General features: G+C 71.5%; 26 protein-coding genes. 18 read left to right on the top strand and 8 right to left on the bottom strand.

Annotation, left to right across the window (positions count from 1 at the left end; all coding sequences use genetic code 11):
- The first annotated feature begins 65 nt into the window (after positions 1–65).
- Together VHU88_07155 and VHU88_07160 are read left to right on the top strand one after the other, a co-directional pair.
- A complete protein-coding gene (locus VHU88_07155; protein ID HEX3611450.1) occupies positions 66–842 on the top strand; it encodes an SDR family NAD(P)-dependent oxidoreductase in 777 nt (258 codons plus the stop codon).
- A 10-nt stretch (positions 843–852) separates the two neighbouring features.
- Positions 853–1,047, top strand: coding sequence for a ferredoxin (locus tag VHU88_07160; GenBank protein ID HEX3611451.1), 195 nt, complete (start codon positions 853–855; stop codon positions 1,045–1,047).
- Positions 1,048–1,106: 59 nt separating this feature from the next.
- Here VHU88_07160 and VHU88_07165 read toward each other — a convergent pair whose 3' ends face one another.
- On the bottom strand, positions 1,107–2,246 hold the full coding sequence (locus VHU88_07165; protein ID HEX3611452.1) for an acyl-CoA dehydrogenase family protein: 1,140 nt from the start codon (positions 2,244–2,246) through the stop codon (positions 1,107–1,109).
- 53 nt (positions 2,247–2,299) lie between these two features.
- Between VHU88_07165 and VHU88_07170 the strand changes: the two genes are divergently transcribed.
- From VHU88_07170 to VHU88_07185, 4 genes are read left to right on the top strand one after another with little or no spacing between them, the layout of a single operon-like run.
- Positions 2,300–3,058 (top strand): GntR family transcriptional regulator, encoded by a 759-nt coding sequence (locus VHU88_07170; protein ID HEX3611453.1) that lies wholly within the window; start codon positions 2,300–2,302, stop codon positions 3,056–3,058.
- A 3-nt stretch (positions 3,059–3,061) separates the two neighbouring features.
- Complete coding sequence (locus VHU88_07175; protein ID HEX3611454.1) at positions 3,062–3,931, top strand: mycofactocin-coupled SDR family oxidoreductase; 870 nt, start codon at positions 3,062–3,064, stop codon at positions 3,929–3,931.
- A complete protein-coding gene (locus VHU88_07180; protein ID HEX3611455.1) occupies positions 3,931–4,344 on the top strand; it encodes an OB-fold domain-containing protein in 414 nt (137 codons plus the stop codon). Before VHU88_07175 ends, VHU88_07180 begins: the two co-directional genes overlap by 1 nt.
- Positions 4,341–5,528: a thiolase family protein gene (locus VHU88_07185; protein ID HEX3611456.1), complete on the top strand. Its 1,188-nt coding sequence runs from the start codon at positions 4,341–4,343 to the stop codon at positions 5,526–5,528. The genes VHU88_07180 and VHU88_07185 overlap by 4 nt, the downstream gene beginning before the upstream one ends.
- Here the strand turns inward: VHU88_07185 and VHU88_07190 are convergent.
- The 4 genes from VHU88_07190 to VHU88_07205 are packed head-to-tail and all read right to left on the bottom strand — an operon-like array spanning position 5,505 to position 9,483.
- Positions 5,505–6,911 (bottom strand): AMP-binding protein, encoded by a 1,407-nt coding sequence (locus VHU88_07190; GenBank protein ID HEX3611457.1) that lies wholly within the window; start codon positions 6,909–6,911, stop codon positions 5,505–5,507. The two genes, VHU88_07185 and VHU88_07190, sit on opposite strands and share 24 nt — an antisense overlap.
- A gap of 10 nt (positions 6,912–6,921) precedes the next feature.
- On the bottom strand, positions 6,922–7,230 hold the full coding sequence (locus tag VHU88_07195) for a hypothetical protein (protein ID HEX3611458.1): 309 nt from the start codon (positions 7,228–7,230) through the stop codon (positions 6,922–6,924).
- Entirely contained in the window at positions 7,227–8,459 is a 1,233-nt protein-coding gene (locus VHU88_07200) for a CoA transferase (GenBank protein ID HEX3611459.1), read from the bottom strand. The genes VHU88_07195 and VHU88_07200 overlap by 4 nt, the downstream gene beginning before the upstream one ends.
- Positions 8,460–8,505: 46 nt before the next feature.
- The gene (locus VHU88_07205) at positions 8,506–9,483 is read right to left on the bottom strand and encodes a nitronate monooxygenase family protein (GenBank protein HEX3611460.1); all 978 of its coding nucleotides are present in this window, start codon (positions 9,481–9,483) and stop codon (positions 8,506–8,508) included.
- Positions 9,484–9,551: 68 nt separating this feature from the next.
- Between VHU88_07205 and VHU88_07210 the strand changes: the two genes are divergently transcribed.
- Positions 9,552–10,178, top strand: coding sequence for an HAD family phosphatase (locus VHU88_07210; protein HEX3611461.1), 627 nt, complete (start codon positions 9,552–9,554; stop codon positions 10,176–10,178).
- On the opposite strand, the gene VHU88_07215 is transcribed toward VHU88_07210, so the two are convergent.
- Entirely contained in the window at positions 10,165–11,016 is an 852-nt protein-coding gene (locus VHU88_07215; GenBank protein HEX3611462.1) for an enoyl-CoA hydratase/isomerase family protein, read from the bottom strand. The genes VHU88_07210 and VHU88_07215 overlap by 14 nt on opposite strands.
- A gap of 24 nt (positions 11,017–11,040) precedes the next feature.
- Between VHU88_07215 and VHU88_07220 the strand changes: the two genes are divergently transcribed.
- The 8 genes from VHU88_07220 to VHU88_07255 all read left to right on the top strand — a co-directional run bounded on the left by VHU88_07220 (position 11,041) and on the right by VHU88_07255 (position 19,976).
- A complete protein-coding gene (locus VHU88_07220; GenBank protein HEX3611463.1) occupies positions 11,041–12,201 on the top strand; it encodes a CoA transferase in 1,161 nt (386 codons plus the stop codon).
- A complete protein-coding gene (locus tag VHU88_07225; GenBank protein ID HEX3611464.1) occupies positions 12,195–13,487 on the top strand; it encodes an amidohydrolase family protein in 1,293 nt (430 codons plus the stop codon). The genes VHU88_07220 and VHU88_07225 overlap by 7 nt, the downstream gene beginning before the upstream one ends.
- 147 nt (positions 13,488–13,634) lie before the next feature.
- Positions 13,635–14,912 (top strand): hypothetical protein, encoded by a 1,278-nt coding sequence (locus tag VHU88_07230; protein HEX3611465.1) that lies wholly within the window; start codon positions 13,635–13,637, stop codon positions 14,910–14,912.
- Positions 14,909–15,253 (top strand): hypothetical protein, encoded by a 345-nt coding sequence (locus tag VHU88_07235; GenBank protein ID HEX3611466.1) that lies wholly within the window; start codon positions 14,909–14,911, stop codon positions 15,251–15,253. The genes VHU88_07230 and VHU88_07235 overlap by 4 nt, the downstream gene beginning before the upstream one ends.
- On the top strand, positions 15,250–15,672 hold the full coding sequence (locus tag VHU88_07240; protein ID HEX3611467.1) for a hypothetical protein: 423 nt from the start codon (positions 15,250–15,252) through the stop codon (positions 15,670–15,672). The genes VHU88_07235 and VHU88_07240 overlap by 4 nt, the downstream gene beginning before the upstream one ends.
- On the top strand, positions 15,669–17,612 hold the full coding sequence (locus VHU88_07245) for an ABC transporter permease (GenBank protein HEX3611468.1): 1,944 nt from the start codon (positions 15,669–15,671) through the stop codon (positions 17,610–17,612). Before VHU88_07240 ends, VHU88_07245 begins: the two co-directional genes overlap by 4 nt.
- Complete coding sequence (locus VHU88_07250) at positions 17,609–18,304, top strand: ABC transporter ATP-binding protein (protein HEX3611469.1); 696 nt, start codon at positions 17,609–17,611, stop codon at positions 18,302–18,304. Before VHU88_07245 ends, VHU88_07250 begins: the two co-directional genes overlap by 4 nt.
- A 31-nt stretch (positions 18,305–18,335) precedes the next feature.
- Positions 18,336–19,976 carry an ABC transporter substrate-binding protein gene (locus VHU88_07255; GenBank protein HEX3611470.1) on the top strand — a complete coding sequence of 547 codons (1,641 nt, stop codon included), beginning with the start codon at positions 18,336–18,338 and terminating at the stop codon, positions 19,974–19,976.
- Here VHU88_07255 and VHU88_07260 read toward each other — a convergent pair.
- Positions 19,891–20,673 (bottom strand): crotonase/enoyl-CoA hydratase family protein, encoded by a 783-nt coding sequence (locus VHU88_07260; protein ID HEX3611471.1) that lies wholly within the window; start codon positions 20,671–20,673, stop codon positions 19,891–19,893. The genes VHU88_07255 and VHU88_07260 overlap by 86 nt on opposite strands.
- A 138-nt stretch (positions 20,674–20,811) precedes the next feature.
- On the opposite strand from VHU88_07260, the gene efeU reads away from it, so the two are divergent.
- From efeU to efeB, 3 genes are read left to right on the top strand one after another with little or no spacing between them, the layout of a single operon-like run.
- Entirely contained in the window at positions 20,812–22,479 is a 1,668-nt protein-coding gene (efeU, locus tag VHU88_07265; GenBank protein ID HEX3611472.1) for an iron uptake transporter permease EfeU, read from the top strand.
- 5 nt (positions 22,480–22,484) lie between these two features.
- Entirely contained in the window at positions 22,485–23,699 is a 1,215-nt protein-coding gene (gene efeO / locus VHU88_07270) for an iron uptake system protein EfeO (GenBank protein HEX3611473.1), read from the top strand.
- Between the two features lie 41 nt (positions 23,700–23,740).
- The gene (efeB, locus tag VHU88_07275) at positions 23,741–25,012 is read left to right on the top strand and encodes an iron uptake transporter deferrochelatase/peroxidase subunit (protein HEX3611474.1); all 1,272 of its coding nucleotides are present in this window, start codon (positions 23,741–23,743) and stop codon (positions 25,010–25,012) included.
- Between the two features lie 3 nt (positions 25,013–25,015).
- Here efeB and VHU88_07280 read toward each other — a convergent pair whose 3' ends face one another.
- Positions 25,016–25,693 carry a hypothetical protein gene (locus VHU88_07280; protein HEX3611475.1) on the bottom strand — a complete coding sequence of 226 codons (678 nt, stop codon included), beginning with the start codon at positions 25,691–25,693 and terminating at the stop codon, positions 25,016–25,018.
- Positions 25,694–25,848: the final 155 nt, after the last annotated feature.

The raw sequence follows: 25,848 nt of genomic DNA on the forward strand, positions 1-25,848 counted from the left end.
TGCTCTGGTCGCTCTGGTCGCTTTATCTTATAACGAATTCTTCGTCCGGCAAGACGGGAACAGGCATGGACGACCCAGTTGCGGGCCCTCGGGTGGCGTTGGTAACCGGCGGCGCGTCCGGTCTGGGCCGCGCCGCCGCGACCGCGCTGGCCGATCGTGGCCGACACGTGGTGATCGTGGACCGCACCGAATCGGGTGCGGCGGTGGCCGTGGAGCTGAAGGGCACGTTCGTTCACGCAGACGTGACCGACCCGGCCGAGATGACCGCGGCGGTGGATGCGGCGCTGGCGCACGGCGAACTGCGCGAGGCGGTGCACTGCGCGGGCGGCGGGTCGAGTCGGCGCACGATCGGCCGCGACGGCTCGTACTCCTCCGCCCATCCGCTCGACGAGTTCGCGCGGATCGTCGCGTTGAACATCGTTGGCACGTTCAACTGCGTGCGCCTGGCCGCGACCGCGATGTCGCGCAACGCGCCCGACGCCGACGGTTGCCGCGGCGCGGTCGTCACCACGGCCAGCGTGGCCGCGTTCGACGGGCAGATCGGGCAGGCGGCCTACGCGGCCGGGAAGGCAGGCATCGTCGGAATGACGCTGCCGTTGGCCCGTGACCTGGCCGCGGCCGGGATCCGCGTCAACACCATCGCGCCCGGCACGTTCGAGACCCCACCGATGCTCGCCGTACCCGCGGAACTGCGGGACTCGTTGGGTGCGAGCGTCCCGTTCCCGAAGCGGTTGGGGAACCCTGCCGAGTTCGCGTCGCTGGCGTTGGAGATGCTCACCAACGCCTACCTGAACGGCGAGACCGTCCGCCTCGACGGCGCGATCCGGATGGCCCCGAAGTGAGGAGTCTGCCGTGCGGGTGAAGGTGAACCGGGCGGCCTGCCAGGGGAACGCGCGTTGCTTCTCGGTGGCGCCGGAGGTTTACACCCTGGACGACGACGGCTACAACGTCGGCGGCGAGTTCGAGGTCCCCGAGGAGTTGGCCGAGGCGGCGTTCCGCGGCGCCGGCGAGTGTCCCGAACGCGCGATCACGGTGTTCTTCGACTGAACCCCCTCGCCGATCATCGATGATCGGCGAGGGCTCTCTCATACGCGCAGCGGGCTCTCTCATACGCGGGGCAGGCCCAGGACGCGTTCTGCGACCAAGTCCTTCAGCACCTCGGTGGTGCCTGCCGCGATAGTCGAGCACCGGGTGAACAGCCAGCGCCAGGCGAGGTCCTCGCGCAGCCCGGCGACCGCGGCCGGTCCGCCGAGGTCCAGCGCGGTCTCGGCCAACGCGCGGTCGGTGATGCCCCAGGACAGCTTGATCAACGCCTGCAGTCCGGCCGTGTCCTCCCCCGCCTCGCCGCGGGCCAGCGTTGCCCGGCCCAACTGACCGAGCACCCGCGCCTCGACATAGCGACGCACCACCTCGTCGCGGTCCAACGGGGCCACTGTGCTTGTCTGATTTGGGCCCGTGGCAGCGGCGATCCGCCGGGCCCGGTCCTCCAACGCCGCGGCCCTGGACAGCACGCCGGTCCGCTCGTGCACCAGCGTGCGCACCGTGACGCCCCAACCGCCGTGCAGCGGGCCCATCAGCGCCGAGCGCGGGACCCGCACGTCGGTCAGGAAGACCTCGGCGAACTCCGAGTCGCCGGAGATCATCCGGATCGGCCGCCGCTCGATGCCCGGGGTGTCCATCGGCATCAGCAGCACCGAGATCCCCTTGTGCTTGGGGACGTTCGGGTCGGTACGGGCCAGCAGCATGCAGTGCGTGGCGTGCATGCCGTGCGAGGTCCAGACCTTCTGCCCGTCGATCACGAAGCCGTCGGCGAATGCGTCCTCGTCCACCGCGTCCCCGCCGCGCGCCGGGCGGGCCCGCGTGCGCAGGCCGGCCAGGTCACTGCCGGCCTCCGGTTCGCTGAAGCCCTGGCACCAGATCTCGCTGCCGTCGAGGATCCGCGGCAGGCACGCCCGCTGCTCCGGGGTCCCGAACTCCATCAGTGCCGGGCCCACGTTGGCCAGCCCGAGCACACCCGCGGGCAGCGGCACCCCGGCCCCGGTGAACTCGACGTCGCAGGCGATCCGGTCGCCCACACCCAGGCCGCGCCCGCCGTGCTCGACCGGCCAACCGGGCGCGGCCCAGCCGACGGAGGCCAGCCAACGCTGGGCCTCCAATGCCTCCTCGAAGGTGGCGTCGTGACCGCGGCGCAGGTCGGCCGGCATGGTCGTCAGGGTGGTGCGCAGGTCCTCGGCAGGGGTCGGCACGGAAATAGCCTAATCCTGTTACGATTTATTTGGTCAATCCCCGAGGAGCGGCTGTGGCGACCCCCAAGCTCGAGGCCATCCGGCTGCCCAAGGCGGCCGAGATCGTGGCCCGGACGCTGCGCCGCAAGATCGTCACCGGGGAGCTCGAGGCCGACGACCCGTTGCCGCCCGAGGACCAGCTGATGGCCGAGATGGGCGTCGCGCGCACCACGGTCCGGGAGGCGCTGCGCATCCTGGAGTCCGAGGGTCTCCTGGTCGTGCGCCGCGGGGCCGGTGGCGGAGCACGGATCCGGACGCCCGCCGTACCGATGGTCTCCCGCTACATCGGTCTCCTGCTGCAGTACGAGGGCGCGACGCTGGCCGACGTCCACCATGCGCGGGTGATGCTCGAGGCGCCGGCCGCCGGGCTGCTCGCCGAGCGTGGCACCCCGGAGATCGTCGCGGTCCTGCGCGGCGCGCTGGCCGAGGAGTCCGCCGCGACGGACGACCCTGCGCAGGCCAGCCGTGCGCACGGCCGCTTCCATCACCTGGTGGTGCAGCTGACCGGCTGCCTCACCTACGACGTGCTGACCTCGGTCGCCAACCGGATCATCCAGATTCAGGCCGACCGTTTCCTGGCCGCGCACGGCACCGAGGCCAGCACCCGGGAGGGCCTCGAGGTCGCGCACCGCGCGCATCGGAAACTCATCGACCTGATTGCCGCCCGCGACGTGGCCGGCGCCGAGGCGCTGTGGCGGCGGCACCTGGAGGCCGGCGACGCGCATCTGCTCTCGGCTCCCGGTGCCCGCTCCGTGCTCGACCTGATGGACTGACAAGTGACGCAGTGTCAGGCCGGCCGGGTCGCGGGCAAGGTGGTGCTGATCACCGGTGGGGCCCGCGGCCAGGGCCGGGCCCACGCGGTCGCATTGGCCGCGGAGGGCGCCGATGTCGTCGTCACCGACCTGTGCGCCGACATCGCCTCCGCGCCCTACCCGATGGGCACTGCGGCTGAGTTGGCCGAGACCGCCGAGCAGGTGGCCAAGCACGGCCACCGGGTGTTGACCCGGACCGCCGACGTGCGCGATCCCGCGGCCATGCGTGCGGTGACGGCCGAGGTTATCGCGGAGTTCGGCCGCCTGGACGTCCTGGTGGCCCAGGCCGGGATCGCCCCGCTGGGTTCCGACCGCGGCGTGCAGGCGATGCTCGACGCGGTCGACGTCGACCTGGTCGGTGCGATCAACACGATCAATGCCGCGGTGCCCCACCTCGCCGAGGGAGCCTCGATCATCGCCACCGGGTCCCTCGCGGCGCTACGCCCCCGCAGCGGCGGCGGCGCCGGTGGGCCGGGCGCCGTCGGCTACAAGTACGCGAAGCTCGCGCTGGCCCAGTACGTCCACGAACTCGCGACCGTGCTGGCCCCGCAGCGGATCCGCGTGAACTGCGTGCACCCCACCAACGTCGACACCCCGATGCTGCAGAACTCCGGGATGTACAAGCTGTTCCGACCCGATCTCGACGACCCGAGCCGCGAGGACGCGGAGCAGGCCTTCCCGGTCATGCAGGCGATGCCGGTGCCTTACGTCGCGGTCGAGGACGTCAGCGCCGCGGTGCTCTACCTCGCCTCCGACGAGTCGCGCTACGTGACCGGCATGCAGTTGCGCATCGACGCCGGCGGCTACCTCAACGTCGCGGACTTCCGGCCCTGATGCGGGATCCCCTGCTGCACCGGCCCGCACCGTCGGACGACCCGTCGGGTCGCTTCTTCTGGCAGTCCGGGGAGGACGGCGTGCTGCGGTTTCTGCGCTGCACGGACTGCGGGTACTGGCTGCACCCACCGTCGTCGCGTTGCCCACGATGCCTGTCCGCCGACGTTGCGCCGCAACCGGTGTCCGGCCAGGCCACCGTGCACACCTTCACCGTCAACGTGCAGTCGTGGACGCCGGGCCAGGAGCCGTACGTCTACGCCGTCGTCGAGTTTCCGGAGCAGGACGGCCTTCGGCTGAGCACCAACGTGATCGGCTGCCCCGTCGACGAGGTGCACATCGGGCAGGCGGTACGGGTCACCTTCATCCACCGCAACGACGCCTACTACCCGGTGTTCGTGCCGGAGGTGTCGTGAGCGACAAGTTCGAACAGGACGCAGTGATCTCCGGTGTGGCCCGGTCCGCGATCGGGCGACGGCTCGGTCGCTCCGCGTTGGATCTGACCATCGACGCGGCGGTCGCGGCCATCGCCGACGCGGGCCTGACTCGCGAGGACATCGACGGCATCTGCACCTACCCGGGCGGATCGGCTGACGTCACATTCGGCTACGCCGGACCGCCGCCCCAGGAGGTGCAGGATGCGCTGCGGCTGAATCTGACGTGGTTTCAGGGCAGCGCGGAGTTGCCCGGCCAGCTCGGGGCGGTGGTCGCGGCGATGATGGCCGTGTCCACCGGCCTGTGTCGGCACGTGCTCGTCTACCGGACGGTGACCGAGTCCTCGGCGCAGGGCGGCGGGGGGCGCGCGGCCGTGCTGGGATCCGAACGCGCGCACAGCTACGGGGTATGGAGCGCGCCCTTCGGCGGGACGTCGCCGGTGAACTGGCTGGCCCCGGTCGCCATGCGGCACATGCACGAGTTCGGCACGACTCGCGAGCAGCTGGGCCAGTTGGCGGTGACCTTTCGCCGTCATGCTGCCCTCGACCCGGACGGGGCGGTCTTCACCACTCCGCTGACGCTGGACGACTACCTGGCCGCGCGGATGATCTCTACCCCGCTGTGCCTGTTGGACTGCGACGTCCCGGTCGACGGCTCCACCGCACTGATCGTGTCCACCGCCGCGCACGCCCCGAACACCCCGACCGGCGCCGTGCGCATCGAGGCCGTCGGCACCGCCGCACGCGGCCGACTGTCTTGGGACCAGTACGAGAACCTGACCTCGATGGCTGCGCAGGGTGCCGCCGCGCACCTGTGGAGCCGTACGGATCTGCGGCCGGCCGACGTCGACCTGGCCCAGCTCTACGACGGGTTCTCGATCCTGGCGCTGGTCTGGCTGGAGGCGTTGGGATTCTGCGGCCACGGCGAGGGCGGTGCTTTCCTCGAGGGTGGCGCGAACATCGCGCTGTCCGGACGGCTGCCGTTGAACACCAACGGCGGGCAGCTGTCCGGCGGGCGGCTGCACGGGTACGGCCTCATTCAGGAAGCGGTCGTGCAGTTGCGCCACGCCGCCGGCCCGCGTCAAGTACGCGATGCCGAGGTGGCGCTGGTGTCCAACGGCGGTGGCCCGATCGCCGGGGCCCTACTGCTCACCCGCGACCGCTGAGGCAAGGAGGATAAGCACCTCGCGGCGCAGGAGTTTGCCCGTCGGGGTGCGCGGCAGTTCGTCGTGGAAGACGATGCGCTCGGGCGTCTTCGAGCCACGCAGTGCGGAACGCACGTGGCCGCGCAACACCTCGGCGTCCGGGGCGACACCCGGCGCAGGGACGACAACCGCTTCGAGTCGCTGACCCCATTCCTCGTCCGGCACGCCGACCACCGCGGCGTCGGCGACGGCAGGGTGGCGCAGCAGGACGTCCTCGATCTCGGCCGGCGCGATGTTCTCCCCGCCGCGGATGATGGTGTCGTCGACGCGACCCGTCACGAACAGGTAGCCATCCGCGTCCAGCCGCCCGGAGTCGCGGGTGTCGAAGAAGCCGCGAGCGTCTACGGCCGGCCCGGTGCCGGCGTACTCCCCCGAGACCTGCTCACCGCGAATCCAGATCCGGCCGTCGCGGACCTCCACCTCGACGCCGGGCACCGCACGACCCGCGGAATGCAGGCGGGCGCGGACCTCCGGGTCGCCGGACGCCAGCGCGGCGCGGTGGTCGGCGGGGCTGAGAACGGACACCGTGGAACTGGTCTCAGTCAGTCCGTACGCGTTGACGAATCCGACGCGCGGCCATTCGCGCAGCGCCGTCTCGATGACCCGCGGGGGCATTGCCGCGCCGCCGTAGGCCAACGCGCGCAACGACGGTGCGGACCGATCGCCCTCTGCCGTCATGATGCGCGCGAGCATGGTCGGCACGACCATCGCGTTGGTGATGTCCTCGGCCCGCACGGTCGCCAACCACTCCGCCGGGTCGAACGCGGGCAGCGAGACCACCCGACGGCCGGCGAACAGATTGCTCAGCACGTTGGAGATTCCGGCGATGTGGTACGGCGGAACGCTCACCAATGCGGCCTCGTCGGCCCCTGCACCGGCGAACTCCACCGTGCCGAAGACGTAGGAGACCAGATTGGCGTGGCGCAGCAGCACGCCCTTCGGGGCCGAGGTCGTGCCCGAGGTGTAGATGATGACAGCGGGTGAGTCGCTGTCGGCAGCTGCCTCGACCGGATCGGCGCCGGCGGCCGCAGCGAGGAAGGACTCGTCGGAGACGACCCGCGCGCTCGGGTGACGGGCCATCAGGTCGTCGAGTTGCTCGGCGCCGAGCCGGTAGTTCAGTGGCACGAGCGGCACACCGGCGTACGCCGCCGCAAACAGCGCGACGGGGAACGCGGGTCCGTTCACCGCGAGGAAAACTATCGCGTCGGCATCGGCGGCCAGAGTCGCCCCGCCGCGAGCCAGACGCTCGAGCTGACGGGGCGTCAGTCCATCGGTGCGACTGCCGATCACGACTCGGTCGCCGAAGCCGTCGACCGCCATGCTCAGCAGGGTCGTCAGATGCACGGTCGCGGCCTCAGTCCGAGGCGGGCAACGGTTGGGCGGCCTTGACCACCAACGGATTCCCGTTCACCGCAAGGGTTCCGGCGCCCGCCTTGGTGCACAGCAGTTCGACGGCGTTGGCCGGATCGACGTAGCGCTTGCCCAGCTGGGTCCCGGCGGACTGCGTCGGGTCCGGGGTGCCGGTAGCTGCTGCCGGGTCCTTGGCATCCACCATCGCCGCGCCGCCGCAGGTCAGTTCCAGGTCGGCGTCCGGCCAGCGCACGACAACCACCGCCGTCGCGTCGACCGCGCTGGCCAGGGATTGACCGATGCCGGCCTTCACGTTGCCGCCCCGGCGATCTTCAAGGCGATCAGCTCCTCCTCGGCCAGGCCGAGCTCGCGCAGCAGTTCATCGGTGTGCTCGGCGAACTGTGGGGCCCGGGTCAGGGTCGGTGGGGTCTGGTCGAACTGCACCGGATTCGCCACCAGTTCGCGGGGTACCCCCTCGGCATCGGTCACCGTTGCGATGCCGCCGTTGGCCCGCAGCGCCTCGTCCTGCGCGACTTCCCAGGAGTTCTGCACCACCGCCCATTGGCCCGAGACGTTGCCGAGGACCTCGATCCACTCGGCCAGCGGCCGGGCGGCGAGGATCCCCGCGACCAGTTCAGCGGCCGCGGCGGCGTTAGCCATCAGCGCGGCGGTGTCGGCGAATCGCGCGTCCGTTGCCAGGTCCGGCCGGCCGACGGCGTCGCAGAACTCCGGCCAGTACCGGCCCGGCTGAAGCATCGTCAGTTCCAACCACCGGTCATCCGCGGTGCGATACGAGCCGGACAGCGGATTGGCCGCCGATCCGTGGCGTGGCCGGGCGTTCTGCGGCAGCGGGCCACCGTTCATCAGCGCCAGGTTCACGGTGAACTGGGTGCTCCACGCCCCGACACCGAGCAACGACACGTCGACCACGGAGGTCTCGCCGGTCATGGCACGTTTGAAAAGCGCCGCCGCGATCCCGCCGGCGATCGTCATCCCGCCTGTGCAGTCGCCGTAGGCGCCCGACGGCATCCGGGTCAGTCGGTCCGCGCCGGGTGCGGTGGAACCGGCCGCGCTGCCGCCGCGGGCCCAGAACGCCGTGCTGTCGTAGCCGCCCTTGTCGGCCTCCGGCCCGCGCTGGCCGAAGCCGCTGCCCCGGACGTACACGATGTCCGGGTTGATCGCCCGGACGTCGTCGAGGTCGATGCCGAGCTTTGCCCGCGCGGTCGGCAGGTAGTTGGTGAGGAACACGTCGCTGCGGCGGATCAACTCGGCCAGCACCGGACGGGAGGCCGGGTTGTCCAATGCCAGGCCGATGCTCCGCTTGCCTCGGTTCGGGCCCTCCATCACCGGGAAGAACGACGACCCCCGGCTGTAGACATCGTGCCCGAGCAGCTTGACGATGCCGCGCTGGGCGTCCCCCCGCTCGGCGTGCTCGACCTTGACGACCTGCGCACCCCAGTCGGCCAGTATCGCCCCGGCCGCGGGCACGAACGTGTACTGGGCGACCTCCAGCACGCGCACGCCCGACATCGGACCGGCCACCACGACCCTCCGTCCTACGAAGTCGCTAAATACTGTACCGAATTATTCAGGCGGACGCGAGCAGCCCGCAGAGCCGCCCCCGGACGACCTGCGCGGCGTCGGTGACGATCCGGGCGACCAGCTCGGCCACGGTCGGGACGTCGTGCACCAGGCCCTGCACCATCCCCACCGACCACACGCCGGCCTCCACGTCGCCGGTCTCGTAGACCGTGCGGCCACGCGCCCCGGCCACCAGGTCGCGGACGTCCTCGAACGACCCACCCGCCCGGAGAACCTCCACCGACTTGCGGCTGACCGAGTTGCGCGCAACCCGGTGGGTGTTCCGCATCTGACGCAGGATCAGGTCGGTGTCCAGCTCGCTCGCCTCGACGAGGCGTTGCTTCACCGAGGCATGCACCGGCGCCTCCGCGGTGGCCAGGAACCGGGTGCCCATGCTGATCGCATCCGCGCCCAACGCGAGCGCGGCAGCCAGCCCGCGACCGTCCGCGAAGCCACCGGAAGCCACCAACGGAACGGTGATCACCTCGGCCGCCGCGGGGATCAGCACCAGTCCCGGGATGTCGTCCTCGCCGGGGTGGCCGGCGCACTCGAAGCCGTCGATGCTGACCCCGTCGACGCCCAGGCTCTGCGCCTTGAGCGCGTGCCGCACGCTCGTGCACTTGTGCAGCACCTTCACCCCGGCCGCGTGGAACACCGGGACGTGCTCGGCAGGGTTGGCGCCCGCGGTCTCGACCACCTTGACGCCGGACTCTATGATCGCCGCCCGGTACTCCGCGTACGGCGGCGGCGAGATCGACGGCAGGATGGTCAGGTTGACCCCGAACGGGCGGTCGGTGAGCTCCCGGCAGCGGGCGATCTCGGCCGCCAGGGCCTCCGGGGTCGGCTGGGTGAGCGCGGTCAGGAAACCCAGCGCCCCGGCCTGCGCGACCGCCGCGACCAGTTCGGCGCGCGCCACCCACTGCATGCCGCCCTGGACGACGGGGTGGTCGACCCCGAACTCCTGGGTGAAACGGGTCGAGAACACCGAGCCTCCGCGAATAAATCGGTAGATGTTTTGACGGTACCGGGCCCGGCGCCCTACCGTCGAGCGTCATGACGGTTACCGCGGTGGCTTTCGACTTCGGCGGCGTGCTTACGTACTCCTCCTTCGGCGGGCTGGCGAGCTACGGGACCGAGCTCGGCCTGCCCGAGGCGGCTTTGGTCGGGTACTTCCGCGACGACCCGCAGATGGCCCGGCTGGAGATCGGCGAGATCACCTCCCGGGAGTTCTTCAAGTACGTCTGCCTCGACGCCGAACGCCGGCACGGGCGGCGCATCGACATCCGCCGGCTGGCCGCGGCCGCCGGCGAGGGTGAGCGACTCGACCCGCTGATGCTCGACCTGGTCGCCGAGGTCCGGGCCCGGTGTCCGGTGGCACTGGTGACCAACAACGTGGCCGGCGCGGCCTGGCGCGCGACGTTCCGCTTCGACGCGTTCGACGTGGTGCTCGACTCCAGCGAGATCGGCGTCCGCAAGCCGGACCCGCGGATCTACCTCGCGCTGTGCGCGAAGCTGGTCCGGGACCCGGCGCAGGTCGCGTTCGTCGACGACCTGCCGCGCAACACCGATGCCGCGGCTGCGCGGGGCCTGCACCCGATCCTGTTCACCGATCGTGCGTCCTGCCGGGCCGAACTGGTCCGACTCGGCGTGCTCACCGGCCATGCCGTCAGCGTGGACTGATCTCGTCGACCAGGCCCCAGGCCAGGGCGGTCCCGACGTCGAGCGCGCCGCCGGTCAGTGCGAGGTAGAGCGTGCGCGGGACGCCGATCCGGCGCGGCAGGCTGACCGTCCCACCCGCGCCGGGGATCAACCCCATGCCGACCTCCGGCAGGCGGAACGTCGTGTCCGGCGCGGCGACGACCCGTCCGGCGAACGCGGCCAGCTCGATGCCGGCGCCGATGCAGGGCCCGTGCAACCGGACCTCGGTGCGGTCGGCGATCGCCTGCAACGGACCGGCGGCACCATGCCTGGTGCGGATGACGTGCGCGGTCTCGAGATCCGGAGTGGTGCCGAACTCCGCGAGGTCGCCACCGGAGCAGAAGCTCGGCCCGGCGCCGTCGAGCAACACGCGCACGGCGGGGTCGTGCAGGGCCACATCGAGGCCGGCCACCAGCGCGTCCCGCAGTTGCGCCCCGTAGGCATTGCGCCGCTCCGGCCGGTTCAACGTGACGTGCAGGACGTCGCCGTCGCGGCGCAGGAGCACCGGGTCCTCGACCACCGGGGGCAGCGGCGCCGGGCCCCGCTTGTCCAGCCAGCGCGCGAATTCGGGCCCGGCGAGCAGCTCCGAGTACGTGCGCGACTCGAGTTCGAGCGCAGCCGCGAACTCGAGGGTCGGCGTCCGGCCCAGCACATCCACCAAGGCCGAGACAGCCTGCGGATGGGCCCGATGGATGGCGAAAATATGCCGCTCGACGTGGCGCCATTGGTCGATGCCGATCTCGTCGGGCGAGGTCTCCGCGCCCCGCTCGACGAACTTCATCGGGAGCGGGCCCATCATCACGACCACGGAAGCGCTCACGGCCGCCGAGTGTATGTTCGCGAGGTGGCCGGCGGGGATCGAATTTCCGATTGGGCCGCCTGCGGGGTCGTCCCTCTGACGGGGCATCAGGACGGGCCGCCGCTGATCCCGCCCGGGCACGCCGCGACCCGCGCGCGCGAACTCGCCGAGTACCTCGGCCTCGACGTGGACGGTGCCGCGCTGCTGGCCGAGCGAGCCGCGTTCACCGGCCGCCGCCGCAATGGTCCGGTCTCCGTGGGGGGCAGCTGCCGGCTCCTGCCGACGGCCGACGGATGGGCCGCGGTCTCCTGCGCCCGACCCGATGACCCCGCCCTGCTCGCCGCGCTGATCGGACGCGAACTGGACGGCGACGTCTGGCCCGCCGTCGCCGAGTGGCTGCGCGCACACCCCGGCGCCGAGCTTGCGGAGCGCTCCACACTGCTCGGCGCCGCCGCGACCTCCGTTGCGTCAGCGAAACCGTGCGCTGCAGTGCACGGTTTCGCTGACGCAACAAGGTTTCTGGGGGCGCCGCGGTCGCCGGACGGGCTGTTGGTGGTGGACTTCAGCGCGTTGTGGGCCGGACCCCTGTGCGCGCACCTGCTCGGCCTGGCCGGGGCCCGTGTCGTGAAGGTCGAGACTCCGGACCGCCCGGACGGCGCACGGCGCGGGACCGCGGAGTTCTATCGCTTGCTGCACGCCGGCCACCGCTCGGTGGTAGCCGATCCGACCGAACCCGACGGGCGCCGATTCCTGCACGCTTTGGTCGCGGCCGCCGACGTGGTCATCGAAGGTTCGCGGCCCCGGGCGCTGGCCGCCTGGGGGCTGAGTCCAGCGGCCACCGACGCAACCTGGATCTCGATCACCGCGGCCGGCCGGTCCTGCAACCGGATCGGGTTCGGCGACGACGTCGCGGCCGGCGCCGGACTGGTCGCGCTCGACCCGGACCGCGCCGGGCCGGTATTCGTCGGCGACGCGATCGCCGACCCGTTGGCCGGGCTCACCGCGGCGGCAGCCGCGCTCGGTGCCCTGCCGGGCAGCCTGGTCGAGGTGTCCATGCACGACGTGGTCGCGGCCACCCTCGATGTCGCCGAGCCGAGCCTGGTCGCACGGTCCGGCCTCGCGATGCCCCGCGCCCGGGAGCCGCACGGTGCGGCGCCGAACTCGGGCGCGGACACTGCCGCGGTGCGCCGGGAACTCCGATGCTGATCCGCAACGCGGTGCTCAACGGCCGGACCGTCGACCTGCGACTGCACGGCGATCGCGTGCACCAGATCGGGGTCGACCTGCGCGGTGCGGAACTTCTCGACGCCGCCGGCGCGGCCGTGCTGCCCGGCCTGGTCGACCACCACCTGCACCTGCACGCGATCGCCGCTGCACTGACGTCGGTCTCGGTGGCAGGCCTCGACCCGGCCGCGACGGCCCGCGTGCTGGCCGCGGCGCCCGCCGACGCGCTCGGCTGGGTCCGGGCCGTGGGCGGCGAGACCGCGCTGGACAGCGCCGCCCTCGACGCCCTGCACCCGCAGCGCCCGATCCGGGTGCAGCACCGCAGCGGCGCGCTGTGGACCGTGAACACCCGGGGCGCGCACCTGCTCGACCTGGCCGGTGCCGCGCACCCCGGCGTCGAACACGACCCCGCGGGCACACCCACCGGACGGCTCTGGCGAGCCGACGCGTGGCTGCGCGAGCGACTGCCGGCGAGCGGCCCGCCGGACCTGGGCCCGGTCGGCGCACTGCTCGCCGGGTACGGGATAACCGCGGTCACCGACGCGACACCGGACCTCGACCGACTCGATGCCACCGCGCTCCCCCAGCACGTGACGGCACTGGGTGTCGGCCTCGAGTGCGCCCCACCGCCGGGCGTCGCCGTCGGGCCGTACAAGATCGTCATCGCGGACTCGGGCCCGATGGACTTCGACGACCTGGTCGCGAGGATCGTGGCCGCGCACCGCACCGGCCGGGCGGTCGCCGTGCACTGCGTCAGCCGGGACGCATTGGCCCTGCTGCTCGCGGCCTTCGACACGGTCGGCACCGCCCCCGGCGACCGTCTGGAGCATGCCGCTCTCGTGCCCGCCGAGGCTATCGGCGCACTGGCCGCCCGCGGCCTGCGGGTGGTCACCCAACCGGGCTTCCTGGCCGACCGGGGCGACGCCTACCGCCGTGACGTCCCGCTCGTCGACCACCAGGACCTCTACCGCTGCGCCTCGCTGCGGGCCGGCGGGGTACCTGTCGCACTGTCCAGCGACGCCCCGCACGGGCCGCTGGACCCGTGGGCGGTCATCGACGCCGCGGTGACCCGGCGCACGCCGGACGGCACGGTGCTCGGCCCGACCGAATGCATCGACCGGGAATCCGCACTCACCGCTTACCTGGCCCCGCCGGACGACCCCGGCGGTCCACCGCGCCGGGTGGCCCCGGGCTGCCCGGCCGACCTCGTGCTGCGCGCGGACGGCGTCACCCGGGCCACGTTCGTCGCGGGCCACCGCGTGGCCTGAACCGGTTTCGCCGGCGAACCTGTCGACCGGTCGGCCGTTCCGCCGGCGATTACGCGCCGGTACACGGGATTCCGACCTCCCCGACGCGTGAAAATCAGGCATCGAATTACATTGACAGAGAGGGGTCCGTGGACGCTGAATAGCGGTGTGAGCCACACCTCGGGGCGCCGCGGCCGCCGACTGGCCCAGTCCTGGCCGGTCGTGTTGCTGGTGCCCGTCGCCGCGCTGGCACTGGGCGTGGTCGGCCCGGCCGACCCCATGGCTCGGGCCGACTCGACCTACAGCGGCCTGGCCGACGCCCGACTGGTGGCGGTCAACTTCACCGCGGAGCCCGCGGTCGTGTTCGGCCAACTGATCGACGGCGGCGCTTCGGTGGTCCAGGCGCAGCTGACCTCGCTGGGCACGTCGACCGCGTTCGCGTCCGACCCGTACCCGAGCCAGTCCGCGGTGCTCGCCCCCGGTCTGATCGCCGGGTTGTCCAACGGCCAGACCTCCAAGGTCCTCCCGCCCTACCCGCTGATCGCCACCAGCAGCAACCCGACCCAACCCGAGCAGCGAGTCGAAGCCGGGCCCGTGGTGCTGGAGGCCGACTCGGCCGCGACCTCCAGCCGCGGGCGCACCGGCAACGGCGCCAACACCGGACTGGCCGACGTGCACTACGAGACGTCCTCCGGGCAACTCGTCGCTCGCGCCGAGGGAATCGCGACCGACATCGCGATCTCCGACCAACTCGTCGTCAACGGCGTGCGTAGCGTCGCCACCGCGACCCGTGCCCCGTCGGGCGATCTGGCGCTGCAGTCGGACTTCTCCGTGGCGGCACTGACCGTCGCGGGCACCCGGGTCCCGCTCACCCAGAGCGTCGCCGGCCCGGGTGGGGCGCTGACCGCGACCACGGCCGCCGGCCAGTCGATCCTCGCCGCACTGCAGGCCTCCGGGACCACGCTCGCCTACCTGCCCGAGACCCGGACCGCCGAGGGCATCACCAGCGCGGGGCTGCGGATCCGCAGCCTCCAGCACCCACCGCCGCAGTTCGCCTCCGGCATCGAGCAGGTCGTCGCCGAAGTGACGATCGGTCAGACCGCAGCCCGGGTTGAGAACCGGGCACTGCCGCAGCTGATCGGAACCGCCGCGACGAACACTCCGGCAGGCATCAATACCGCCGCCGAGCCGAACGACATCCCCGCCGCACAGGTCGCGACCGCGGCCGCACCGGCGAGCCTCGCGGTCGGCGCAGCGCCCGGCGCAACTGCCGAGGACCCGACGCAATCGCGGACCCCGCCCACCGTGGCGATCGCGCCCGTGGCCGCGCCCAGCGCGTTGGTGACCCGGCTCGACCTCACCCGTTTCTACCTGCTGCTGCCGATGGCCGCCCTGCTGCTGATCGGCTTGCTCCGCGGAATTCGGAAGTCGGGGGGCGCGCCATGAACCTGCTGCGCTGGATCCGCGTGCAATGGGACCGCGCCACCGCCTGGACCTGTGTGCTCGCCGGCGCGGTCGCGCTGATCCTCGGTTGGCACGGCGTCGCCACCGAGAAACTGACGGCCCAACAGATGCCGTACCTGGTCTCCGGCGGGATTGGCGGCCTGTTCCTGCTCGGCCTCGGTGGGATTTTCTGGCTGTCGGCCGACCTGCGCGACGAATGGCGCAAGCTCGACGACCTCGAGGAGCCCGACGCCGACCGGCCCGCCATCGACCGGGTACCCGTGATGCCCGTGGTCCACACCGTCGAGCCCCCTGCGCACCGAGCGGAAGCGAGAACCGGGTGACCTCGTCCCCGGCCTTGTGGTCGCGGACCCAGGCCTGGTTCGTGGTCCTGGTCGCCTGCCTCGGCGGTGCGCTGCTCAGCGCGTCCTGGCTGGGCGTCGCACGCACCACCGACGTGCACATCCAACTCGGTTGGGTGGCCCTGGCCGTGCTCTCGTTGGTGCTTCCGGTCGCCTCCGGCGGAGCGCTGGTCCTGTGGGCGCACCGGGCAATTGCGGTCCGGCGCCGCAGGCTGCTGGGGGCCCGCCGGGTCCGCACGCGGGTCGCGCCGACCGGGTTCGTCGACTTCGCCTGGTACGCCGTGCACAACGCCGTCCGGGCGCATCGCCGCGGCTGCCAACTGACCGCGGGCAAGGACGTCGAACGACTGCCCGGAGCGCCGGAGGAATCCGGACGACTGCCGTGCGAGGTCTGCGCATGAGCGATCTGCTTCCGTTCGTCGTCATCGGGCTGGTTGCCGGCTCGCTCTACGGGCTGGCTGCGGCCGGACTGGTGCTCACCTACAAGACCTCGGGCATCTTCAACTTCGCCCACGGCGCCGTCGGTGCCGCGACCGCCTACATCTTCTACGACCTGCGCAACTGGCAGGGGCTGCCCGCCTGGCTGGCCGTCGTGCTCTCGGTCGGGGTCGCCGCACCGCTCGGCGGTCTGGTGCTGGCACTGATCGCGGCGCGCCTGGCCGACGCGGGCACGGCTCGGCGGGTGGTCGCCACGATCGGCGTGGTGCTGGCGATCCAAGGCGGCCTGCAGTTGCGGTACGGCATCGCGCCGTTCCCGCTCGACACCCCGCTGCCGACCGACACCTTCACGGTCGCCGACGTCCGCGTCGGGTACGACCAGGCGATCACGTTCGCGGTCGCGGTGGTCGCGGTGCTCGCCCTCGGCGCGCTGTTCCGCTACAGCGTGCTGGGCCTGCACATGCGTTCGGTCGTCGACAACAGTGAACTGCTCGGCCTGGCCGGCACCGACCAGACCGGGGTGCAGGTCAAGTCCTGGGCGATCGGGTCGGCGTTCGCCGGGCTGTCCGGTCTGCTGATCGCGCCGGCGATCGGGCTCGACGCCGTCCTGCTGACCCTCGTCGTCGTGCAGGCGTTCGGCGCGGCCGCTGTGGGCCGGTTCACCCACCTGGGCCGGACTTTCCTCGGTGGGCTCGGGATCGGCGTGGCCGCCGCGTTGCTGCACGCGCCGGAGGTCACCCGCAACGTGCACGTCCTGAAGGACCTGCCCAACCTCGACACCAGCCTGCCGTTCCTGGTGCTGTTCGGCGTGCTGGTGTTCACCCGGGGCGGTTCGTTCACCCAACGCGCCGTCCGCCGCGACGTGCGCGAGCCGTTCCGCCTGCCGGCGCCGGTGAACCTGGCCCTGCTGACCGCGGCGACGGCCGGCGCGATCGCAGTCCCGCACGTGTTCAGCACCCGGGTGCCGGTCTACACCCTCGGCGCGGTGTTCATCGTCATCTACGCCTCGCTGTACCTGCTGGTCGAGCTGTCCAACCAGGTGACGCTGTGTCAGGTCGCGTTCGTGGCGATCGGTGCGACGACATTCAGCCACGTCACCTCCGGCTGGGGCCTGCCCTGGGGGTTCGGCGTGCTGGCGTCGGCCGCGGTCGCCATCCCGATCGGCGCGTTCGTGGCGATCCCCGCGATCCGCTTGTCCGGCCTGTTCCTGGCGTTGGCCACGCTCGGGTTCGGGATCCTGGTCGAGCAGTTGGTCTACAACCGCGACGTTATGTTCGGCCGGTACGGCCAACGCGAGGGCACCCGTCCGGGCCTGTTCGGTCTGGACTCCGACACCGGGTATTTCTATCTGTGCCTGGGTTTCGGGGTTGCCGCGATCGCCCTGGTCGTGCTGATCCGCGGCTCGCGACTCGGCCGACTGCTGAACGCGCTGGCCGATTCGCCGGTCGCGTTGGCCACGCACGGCGCGTCGGTGAACATCACCCGAGTCGGGGTGTTCTGCATCTCGGCCGCACTCGCCGGGGTCGGCGGGGCCCTGCTGGTCGGCGTCACCGGGTCGGTGTCGAGCTCCGGCACCAGCGCGGCGGCCCTGGCCTCGTTCAACAGCCTGTTGTGGCTGGCTGTGCTCTCGTTCGTGGGACGCAGCCCGGTGTTGGCGCCGGTGCTCGCCGCGTTCGTGCTGGTCGTGCTGCCCAGCTACTTCACCGACCCGAACACGGTGCAGTTGCAGACCATCGCGTTCGGGGGGCTGGCGGTGTTCGCCTCGACGTTCGGACCGACGGTGTCTCGTTGGCTGGCCGCCGACGCGATCCGGCACGCAGGCCGGCGGGGTCGCGGTCCGGTGCTCGCTCGCGGTCATCGGTCCACGATTGAGCCGAAAGTCCTCACCGGAGCCCGGACATGAGCCTGCAGCTGCGCGGCGTCCAGGCCGGGTACGTCGGTACTCCGGTCCTGCGCGGGGTCGACCTGACCGTCCCGGCCGGGCGGGTCGTCGCCCTGCTCGGGCCGAACGGCGCCGGCAAGACCACGCTGTTGCGCACCTGCTCGGGCCTGCTGCACCCAACGGCCGGGACGATCACTCTCGGCGGACGCGACGTCACCCACGCGCGCCCACACGTGCTGGCCGGCCGCGGCCTGTGCCACATCCCGGAGAACCGTGCGGTGTTCGGCGGCCTGACCGTGCGCGACAACCTGCGGGTGATGGCCGGCGGCAGGCTGCGCCCGGACACGATCGAGGAGGCCACCGAGGCGTTCCCGGTGCTGGGCCGCAGGCTCGATCAGCTCGCCGGGACGATGAGCGGCGGCGAGCAGCAGATGCTCGCGCTGACCCGCGCCTATCTCACCGCGCCGCGATACGTACTTCTCGACGAGGTCTCGATGGGCCTGGCACCGATCGTCGTCGATCAGATCTTCGACTTCCTGCGTCGCCTGGCCGCGCGCGGCGTCGCACTGCTGCTCGTCGAGCAGTACGTAACCAAGGCTCTCGCGCTGGCCGACATGGTCTACCTGCTGACAAAGGGCGTCGTCGACTTCGCGGGGGAACCCACCGAGCTCGATGCCGATGCCCTGGCCGCGCGGTACCTCGGCGCAGCCTGAACCGCCCGACCGTACCGAAGAAGGAGTTCCGATGCCGATCGGATCAGGGCCCCCGCGCCGGCGACCCGTCGCCGCGCTCGCCGGCCTCGTCGTCGTGCTCGCACTGTCGTCCTGCGCCGGCCAGTTCACCGACGAGGAGGTGCGCGCAGCCAACGGCATCTCCGCCCCGGCTGCAGCACCGGGCACGACACTGATCGACACCGACCCCGGCGCGAAGCCACAGATGGTGGGCAAGGCGGCGCCGGTCGCCGCGACGGGTCGCACCACCCCGGTCGCTCCCACCGCTGCCGATACACCTGCCGCGACGCGGGCACCGGCGGCGGGCAAGTCAACCGCCACCACGGCGCCGAAGAAGAAAACCGGCACCCAACCCGCAGTCGCGCAGTCCGCTCCCGCCGCTCCCGCGACGGTCGGGACCCCCGGCCAGACCGGCCCGATCGTGATCGGCTCGGTGGGCAACTACAGCGGCCCGGCCGGGGCGGCACAGGCCGGAATCCCGCGCGGCGTGCAGACCTGGGCCGCGGCGGTCAACGCCACCGGCGGCCTCTTCGGGCGCAAGGTGCAAGTGATCGTGGTCGACGACGGCGGCGACCCGGCCCGCTACGCCTCGGCGGTCCGCGACCTGGTCGAGAACCGCGGCGCGATCGCGTTCGTCGGCAACGGGGCGTCACTTTCCATGAAGGGCGGGATCTCCTACCTCGACGGCAAGGGCGTACCGGTGATCGGCACCGACTGCTCGGTGCCGCAGTGGTTCGACAACCCCGGGTTCTTCCCGCAGTGTCCGGCGTTCGAGACCCAGGTGGTCAATGTGATCCGGGCCGGGGTCGAGGTGAGCGGCAAGAAGCGCTTCGGCTACCTGACCTGCCGCGAGGCGAATGCCTGCACCAGCCAACTGCCGTTGCTGAGCGCGGACAACGTGAAGTCCGTCGGGGCCGACCTGGTCTACTCGGCGACGATTTCGCTGACCCAGGTGGATTTCACCGCCGAGTGCCGCAACGCCCAGGAGGCGAAGGTCGACCTGTTCTACGTCGCGGCCGACCCCAACACGTTGGCCCGGGTCGCGCGGTCCTGCTCCCGCCAGGGATACAACCCGCAGTACACGCAACTGTCGATCACCACCAGCGAGGACACCGCCACGGTGCCCGGCCTGGGCAACCTGATCGTCGCGAACACCGCGTTCCCGTTCCAGGGCGCCACCAGTCCGGCGATCGACCAGTACACGAAGGATTTCGCGACCTACGTCGGAGCGCCGCCCGGCCCGGCCGAGGGCCTCGGCTGGGCCGCCGCGAAACTGTTCGAGAAGATCGCCCAGAACGCGGCGACGGCCGACCACTCGCTGACCTCGGCGACGGTGATGAAGGCCGCCCGCGCCGTCAAGGGGGAGAATCTGGGCGGGCTGACCACCAAGTTGGACTTCACCAAGGGTCGGGCACAGCCGGCCGACTGCTACTTCGTCGTGCAGATCAAGAACGGCGCCTGGTCGGCCCCCAAGGGCCCTGCCGCCCAGTGCGTCAGCACGCCGGCCGCCGCCGCAACGGCGGCCGGAACCTCGCAGGTGACGGTGCGTCAACCGACCGGCGACCTGGTCATCGCGCCTTCCACACCGGGGCGCGTTTCTCGGCGAAGGCGGTGGGCCCCTCACGGGCATCCTCGCTCCGCAGGATCTGCCTGATCTCCGCCTTGGTCAACTCCCACAGGTCGGCCTCGTCGCTGCGACCGGCCGGGGATGCCCCGTAGGCAAGGCGTTTCGACCCCTGCACCGCCAACGGCGCGTTGGCCGCGATCTCCTCGGCCAACTCCAGCGCGGCCGTCAACGCCTGCCCGGGTGGGACAACGCGGTTGATCAGGCCCCACCGCAACGCGTCCGCCGCCGACAGCGGACGACCGGTCAGCAGCAACTCCATGGCGAGCTTCGCCGGGAGTTGCCGGCCGATACGGAAAGCGCCGCCGGCGCCGGCGATCAGGCCACGCTTGACCTCGGGCAGCCCGAAGGACGCCGTCTCCACCGCGACCACCAGATCGCAGGCCAGCACGAGTTCGGTGCCACCACCCAGCGCAGTGCCGTTCACCGCGGCGATCACCGGCTTACTGGTGAAGTGGTTGACGAACCCGGCGAAACTCCAGTGCTCCTTGCCCTCCGGGAGGATTCGTTCGCCGCGCGCGATCGCCTTGAGGTCCGCGCCCGCGCAGAATGCCGCCTCGCCGGCACCGGTGAGGATCACCGCGCGGATCTCCGGATCGGCCTCGGCGCGCTCGGTCGCGTCGCCGACCCCGAGACACACGTCGTGGTCCACGGCGTTGCGCGCCTCGGGCCGGTTCAGGGTGACCACGAGGATGTGGCCCCGCTGTTCGACAACAACCTTCTCCATGCGAGTTCCCGTCTGCCGCGTCACTCAACGACTTGCGCAACTGGTCTGATAGTTCCCAATCCGGATAAGGAACTTTGCCCTCCCCCCTTCCGATCAGTCCCGGGAATAGGCGTACCTTAGTTAGGCAAGCCTTTCCTGTTGTCGGACGATCACCCGGGGGTGCGGACCTTGCTGCCGACCTTCGTGATCGGCCTGCGCGAGGGCCTCGAGGCTGCCCTGATCGTCGGGATCATCGCCGCGTTCCTCAACAAGCAGGGCCGCAGCGACCTGTTGCGGTGGGTCTTCGGCGGGATCGCCGCGGCGACCGCGCTGTGCGTCGCCGCAGGCGTCGCACTCAACCAACTGTCCAAGGGCCTGCCGCAGAAGCAGCAGGAGGGTCTGGAGACGGTCATCGCCGCGCTCGCGGTCGCGATGGTCAGCTACATGGTCATCTGGATGAAGCGGAACTCCCGCGAGCTCAAGGGCCAACTCGAGGCGCTGACGGCCGACGCCATGGGCGCGCGGTCCGGCGCCGCGCGGGCACTGGTGTTCATGGCTTTCCTGGCGGTGCTGCGGGAGGGCCTGGAGACCGTCGTGTTCCTGCTCGCCGCCTTCCAGGAATCCGGCTCGGGCCACGCGGGCCTCGGCGCGGCCCTGGGCATCGTCATCGCGATCGCGCTGGGCTACGGGATCTACCGCGGCGGCGTCCGGATCAACCTGTCGCGCTTCTTCCGCTTCACCGGCCTGGTGCTCGTACTGGTCGCGGCGGGCCTGGTGGCCAACGCCCTGCACACCGCGCACGAAGCGGCTTGGTTGGAGTTCGGGCAGGGCACGACGGTCGACCTGACCTGGCTGGTCCGGCCCGGTTCGGTGCGCTCCTCGTTGCTCACCGGGATCCTCGGCCTGCAGGGCCACCCGGTCACGATCGAGGTCATCGGCTGGGCGCTCTACGCCGTCCCGGCCACCTGCTACGTCGCCTGGCCGGCCGGCCGCCGCTTCCCGCGCCGCCGCGCCGCCGTCGTCCTGGCCGCACTCGGCGCGACGGCCGCGGCGGTCGCCGCGATCCTCGTGCTGACTATCCCCACGATCCCGGCCCCTGCGCCGGTCACCTCGGCCGAGGGCTGGTCGGCCCAGGTCGTGTCCACCCCCCTGGGCGGACCACCGTCGATCCGGACCCAGACCCGCAACCCGGCCGCCGGGGGCGATCAGGCCGGCGGGCTCGCCGAGATCGTGATGAGCCCGGCCGGGACCGAGACCCACGGGTCGGTGGCGACCCGCAAATACACCGCCGACGCCACCGGGTCGGCCGCGGCCACTCTGCCCCAACAGCTTTCCCTGGAGCGGCTGGCGCAACTCAACGGCGGCCGGCTGCCGCTGGGCACCGCGATCGGCGGGTCGGACCTGCCGGTGCACTACCAGGACGCCGTACACCTCGAGGTCTGGGTGCAGCCGACCACCGACCGCGTCGTCGATCTGGCGTGGACCGAGAGCGTGGCGGCGGCACTGGTGCGGCCCGACGGATCGACGGCGCCGCTGGCGCAGCCCGCCGCCACCGGGACCGCCCGGCTGCCGACCGCCGCCGCGCAGGCCGCCGAACGAGCCGCCGCTGCCGACCTGGACGGGATCGCCTCCCGGACGCGGCACCAGCACGCCGCCGAAACCCTCCTCGTCCTGGCCGCGCTCGCGCTGGCCGGGTTCGCGTACCTCCACCTGATCCCCCGGCCGAGCCGTGCCCGCAAGCCGCTGACCCGACCGTCAGACGTCGCCCGCGCCTCGGTAGCTCGCCCCCGCACCGCCTACGAACATTCCGTCCAGGAGTTGCCGTGACCCCGATGCCACCTTCGCGTCGACCCTCGCGGGGTCTCCGCCCAGCCGCGTTCGTCGTCCTCGCCCTGGCCACCTCGGGCTGCGGGGCGAAGACCACCGCCACGTCGACGTCGTCGGCCGCGCAGCCGTCCAGTGCCCCGTCGAGCAGCGCGGCCCCGTCGAATCCCGGCGCGGCCGACGTCTCGATCACCGACGCGAACGGGTGCTCCGCGAACGCCACGTCGTTCCCGGCCGGGCCGTTGACCGTCAACGTGAGCAACAAGGACGCCACCGCGGTCAGTGAGATCGAACTGCTCAGCGGCCAGCGGATCATCGGGGAGAAGGAGAACCTGCCACCGGGCTTCTCGGGCTCCTTCTCGATGAACCTCGACCCGGGCAGCTACACCCTCTACTGCCCGGGCACGAAGCAGGAGAAGACCGCCTGGACGATCACCGGCACGGCGCCCAGCGCCGCCTCGACGCAGACCAGTGTCCTGCTGACGCAGGGCGCCGCCCAGTACGCGAAGTACGTCAGTGAGCAGGTCGGGTATCTGGTCAGCACCACGAAGGATCTCGACAGCGCCCTGGCCGGCACCGATCTGACGGCGGCTCAGAACGCATACATGAAGGCCCGTCCGTACTACGAGAAGATCGAGCCGGTGGCCGAGTCGTTCTCGGTCGGGGACGACAACCTCGACAACGACATCGACGCCCGCGAGGACGGCGTCCCCGCCGCCCAGTGGCAGGGCTTCCACCGCATCGAGAAGGGCCTGTTCGACGCCAAGAGCCTCGACGGTCTGAAGGACTTCGGCGACAAGCTGGTCGTCAACGTCACCAAGCTCCAGACGCTGACCTCCGGGCTGACCTACAAGCCCTACGAGCTCGCGAACGGCGCGCAGGACCTCCTCGACGAGGTCACCAAGACCAAGATCACCGGCGAGGAGGAGCGGTACTCGCACATCGACCTGCTCGACTTCGCCAACAACGTCGAGGCCGCCCAGCAGGCTTTCGGCTCGCTGCAGCCGGCGTTGAAGGCGATCGATCCGTCCATGACCGACACCATCTCCGGCGCGTTCGACAGCCTCAACCAACTGCTGAACACCTACCGCACCGGCGCGAACGCGTCGGGCTTCGCGCTCTATACGGCATTGACCGACGCCGACAAGCAGAAGCTGGCCGCTGCGGTGAAGGCCGTCCAGGAACCGCTGTCGCAGGTGACGCAGAAGGTCACCAACGCCTGACCCAGAATGTGGTTCGACGTCCGCCCCCGAAAGGCATCGAGATGACCGAGCAGTCCCCGAGCCGCCGTCGCCTCCTGCGCGGCGCGCTCGGGGCTGCCGCCGGAGCCACCGTGGTGGGCGGCGGTGTCGGGTTCGGTGCCGCGCAGCCGGCGCAGCACAACACGATGGCGACCGACTTCGGGGCACCGGCCGTCCCGGCGGTGCCGTTCTACGCGCCGCACCAGGCGGGCATCGCCACTGCGGCGCAGGACCGGTTGGCGTTCGCGGCGTTCGACGTCACCACGACCGACGTCAAGCAACTGACGTTGATGCTGGCCCGCTGGGCCGCGGCCGCCGCACGGATGACCACCGGCGAGCCCATCGGAGCGGTGGAGCTTTCCCCCGCGGCTCCCCCGATCGACACCGGGGAGGCCGACGGCCTCGGGGCTTCGCAACTCACGATCACCGTCGGCTTCGGTCCGTCGTTGTTCGACCAACGGTTCGGGTTGGCCAAGCACCGCCCGGCGGCCTTGCAGACACTGCCCGCCCTGCCCGGCGACGGAACGTTGGAGAAGGCCCGCAGCGGCGGCGACATCGGCGTTCAGGCCTGCGCCAACGACCCCACGGTCGCGTTCCACGCGATCCGGAACTTCGCCCGCCTGGCCCGGGGCAGCGCCGTGATCCGCTGGTCGCAACTCGGCTTCGGCCGGACCTCGTCGACCTCCACCGTCCAGGAGACCGCGCGGAACCTGATGGGGTTCAAGGACGGCACCCGCAACATCAAGGCCGAGAGCACCACCGACCTCGACCAGTACGTGTGGGTCGGCCGGGAGACCGACCAGTCCTGGATGAACGGCGGCAGCTACCTGGTCGCGAGACGCATCCGCATGCTGATCGAGTCGTGGGACACCGATCGGCTCTCCGACCAGGAAGCGGTTTTCGGTCGCGCCAAGGGCTCCGGGGCGCCGTTGACCGGCAAGGACGAGTTCGACGTCCCCGACCTGCTGGCGAAAGCCACGGGCGAACCGGTCATTCCGGCCAACGCCCACATCCGGCTGGCCAGTCCGGACACCAACGGCGGACAGAAGATCCTGCGACGCGGCTACTCCTACACCGACGGCATGGACCAGGTGACCGGACTGCTCGACGCCGGATTGTTCTTCATCGCCTACCAGAAGGACCCGGACAAGCAGTTCGTCGCGATCCAGCGGCGGCTCGGCGCGCACGACGCGCTGAACGAGTACATCCGCCACACCGGCAGCGCATTGTTCGCGGTGCCGCCCGGCCTGTCCGGCCCCGGCGACTGGTGGGGCAAGGCGATCCTCCCCGCCTGAGAATCACGGCGTGTAGACCCGGGAGCCCTCCAGATCCTCGGTCCAGCCCAGGTACTGCAGGTGCCACAGTGCGGAGATGTAGGACAGCGGCACCTCCGAGACGCCGCCGGGCACCGGGTAGTCGGTGGTGACGATCCAGCCGTTGCCCATCGAGAACGCCACGTGCCCGGCACCGCTGGTGCCGCCCGACCAGAACACCGGGACCCCGGCCGGCGGGTTGAAGTCCCCGATGTGCTTGTACTGCGCCGCATTCCAGGCCGAGATCGCACTGGCCTGCTCCATCGGCAGGCCGAAGACCGTACGGACGAAACTCAGGCACAGGTGCGCCCACGGGCCGACCGTGCCGATGTACTGCGTGGCCCGCGCCATCGCTGGTGTGTTGAGCACCTGCCCGGCCGGGGCCACCGGGGCAGCCGGCACCGTGAGCGGCGCAACCTTGGCCTTCACCGTGCCTGCCGCGGTTGTGGCCTGGGCAAGCGCGGCCAGGGAGGCCGTGACCGCGGCGTCCGACGTCGAGGCAGCGATCGCGTCCGCGGTTGCGGCAGCCGCGGTGCTCGCGGTCGGGCCCTCCGTCAGACCGTCGGAGGCCGCGGCCGAGACGGCGAAGTGCGAGGCCAGCCCGCAGCCGAGGACAACCATGCCCAACAGCCCACCGACCACGGCGACCCGCGATCTCGGCACCGCGAACTGTCGGCGCCGCGGTCGGCTGCGGGAATTGCGGTGTTCGGGACTGCGGTGTTCGGGACTGCGGTGCTTTCCCGCTTCGGCCACGAGAGATGTGTCGGCAGGTACGGCCGGGCATTGAGGCACCGCACGTAAAGACTCGGTTTTCCTCG

The organism is Sporichthyaceae bacterium, from assembly GCA_036269075.1.
Taxonomy (GTDB): domain Bacteria; phylum Actinomycetota; class Actinomycetes; order Sporichthyales; family Sporichthyaceae; genus DASQPJ01.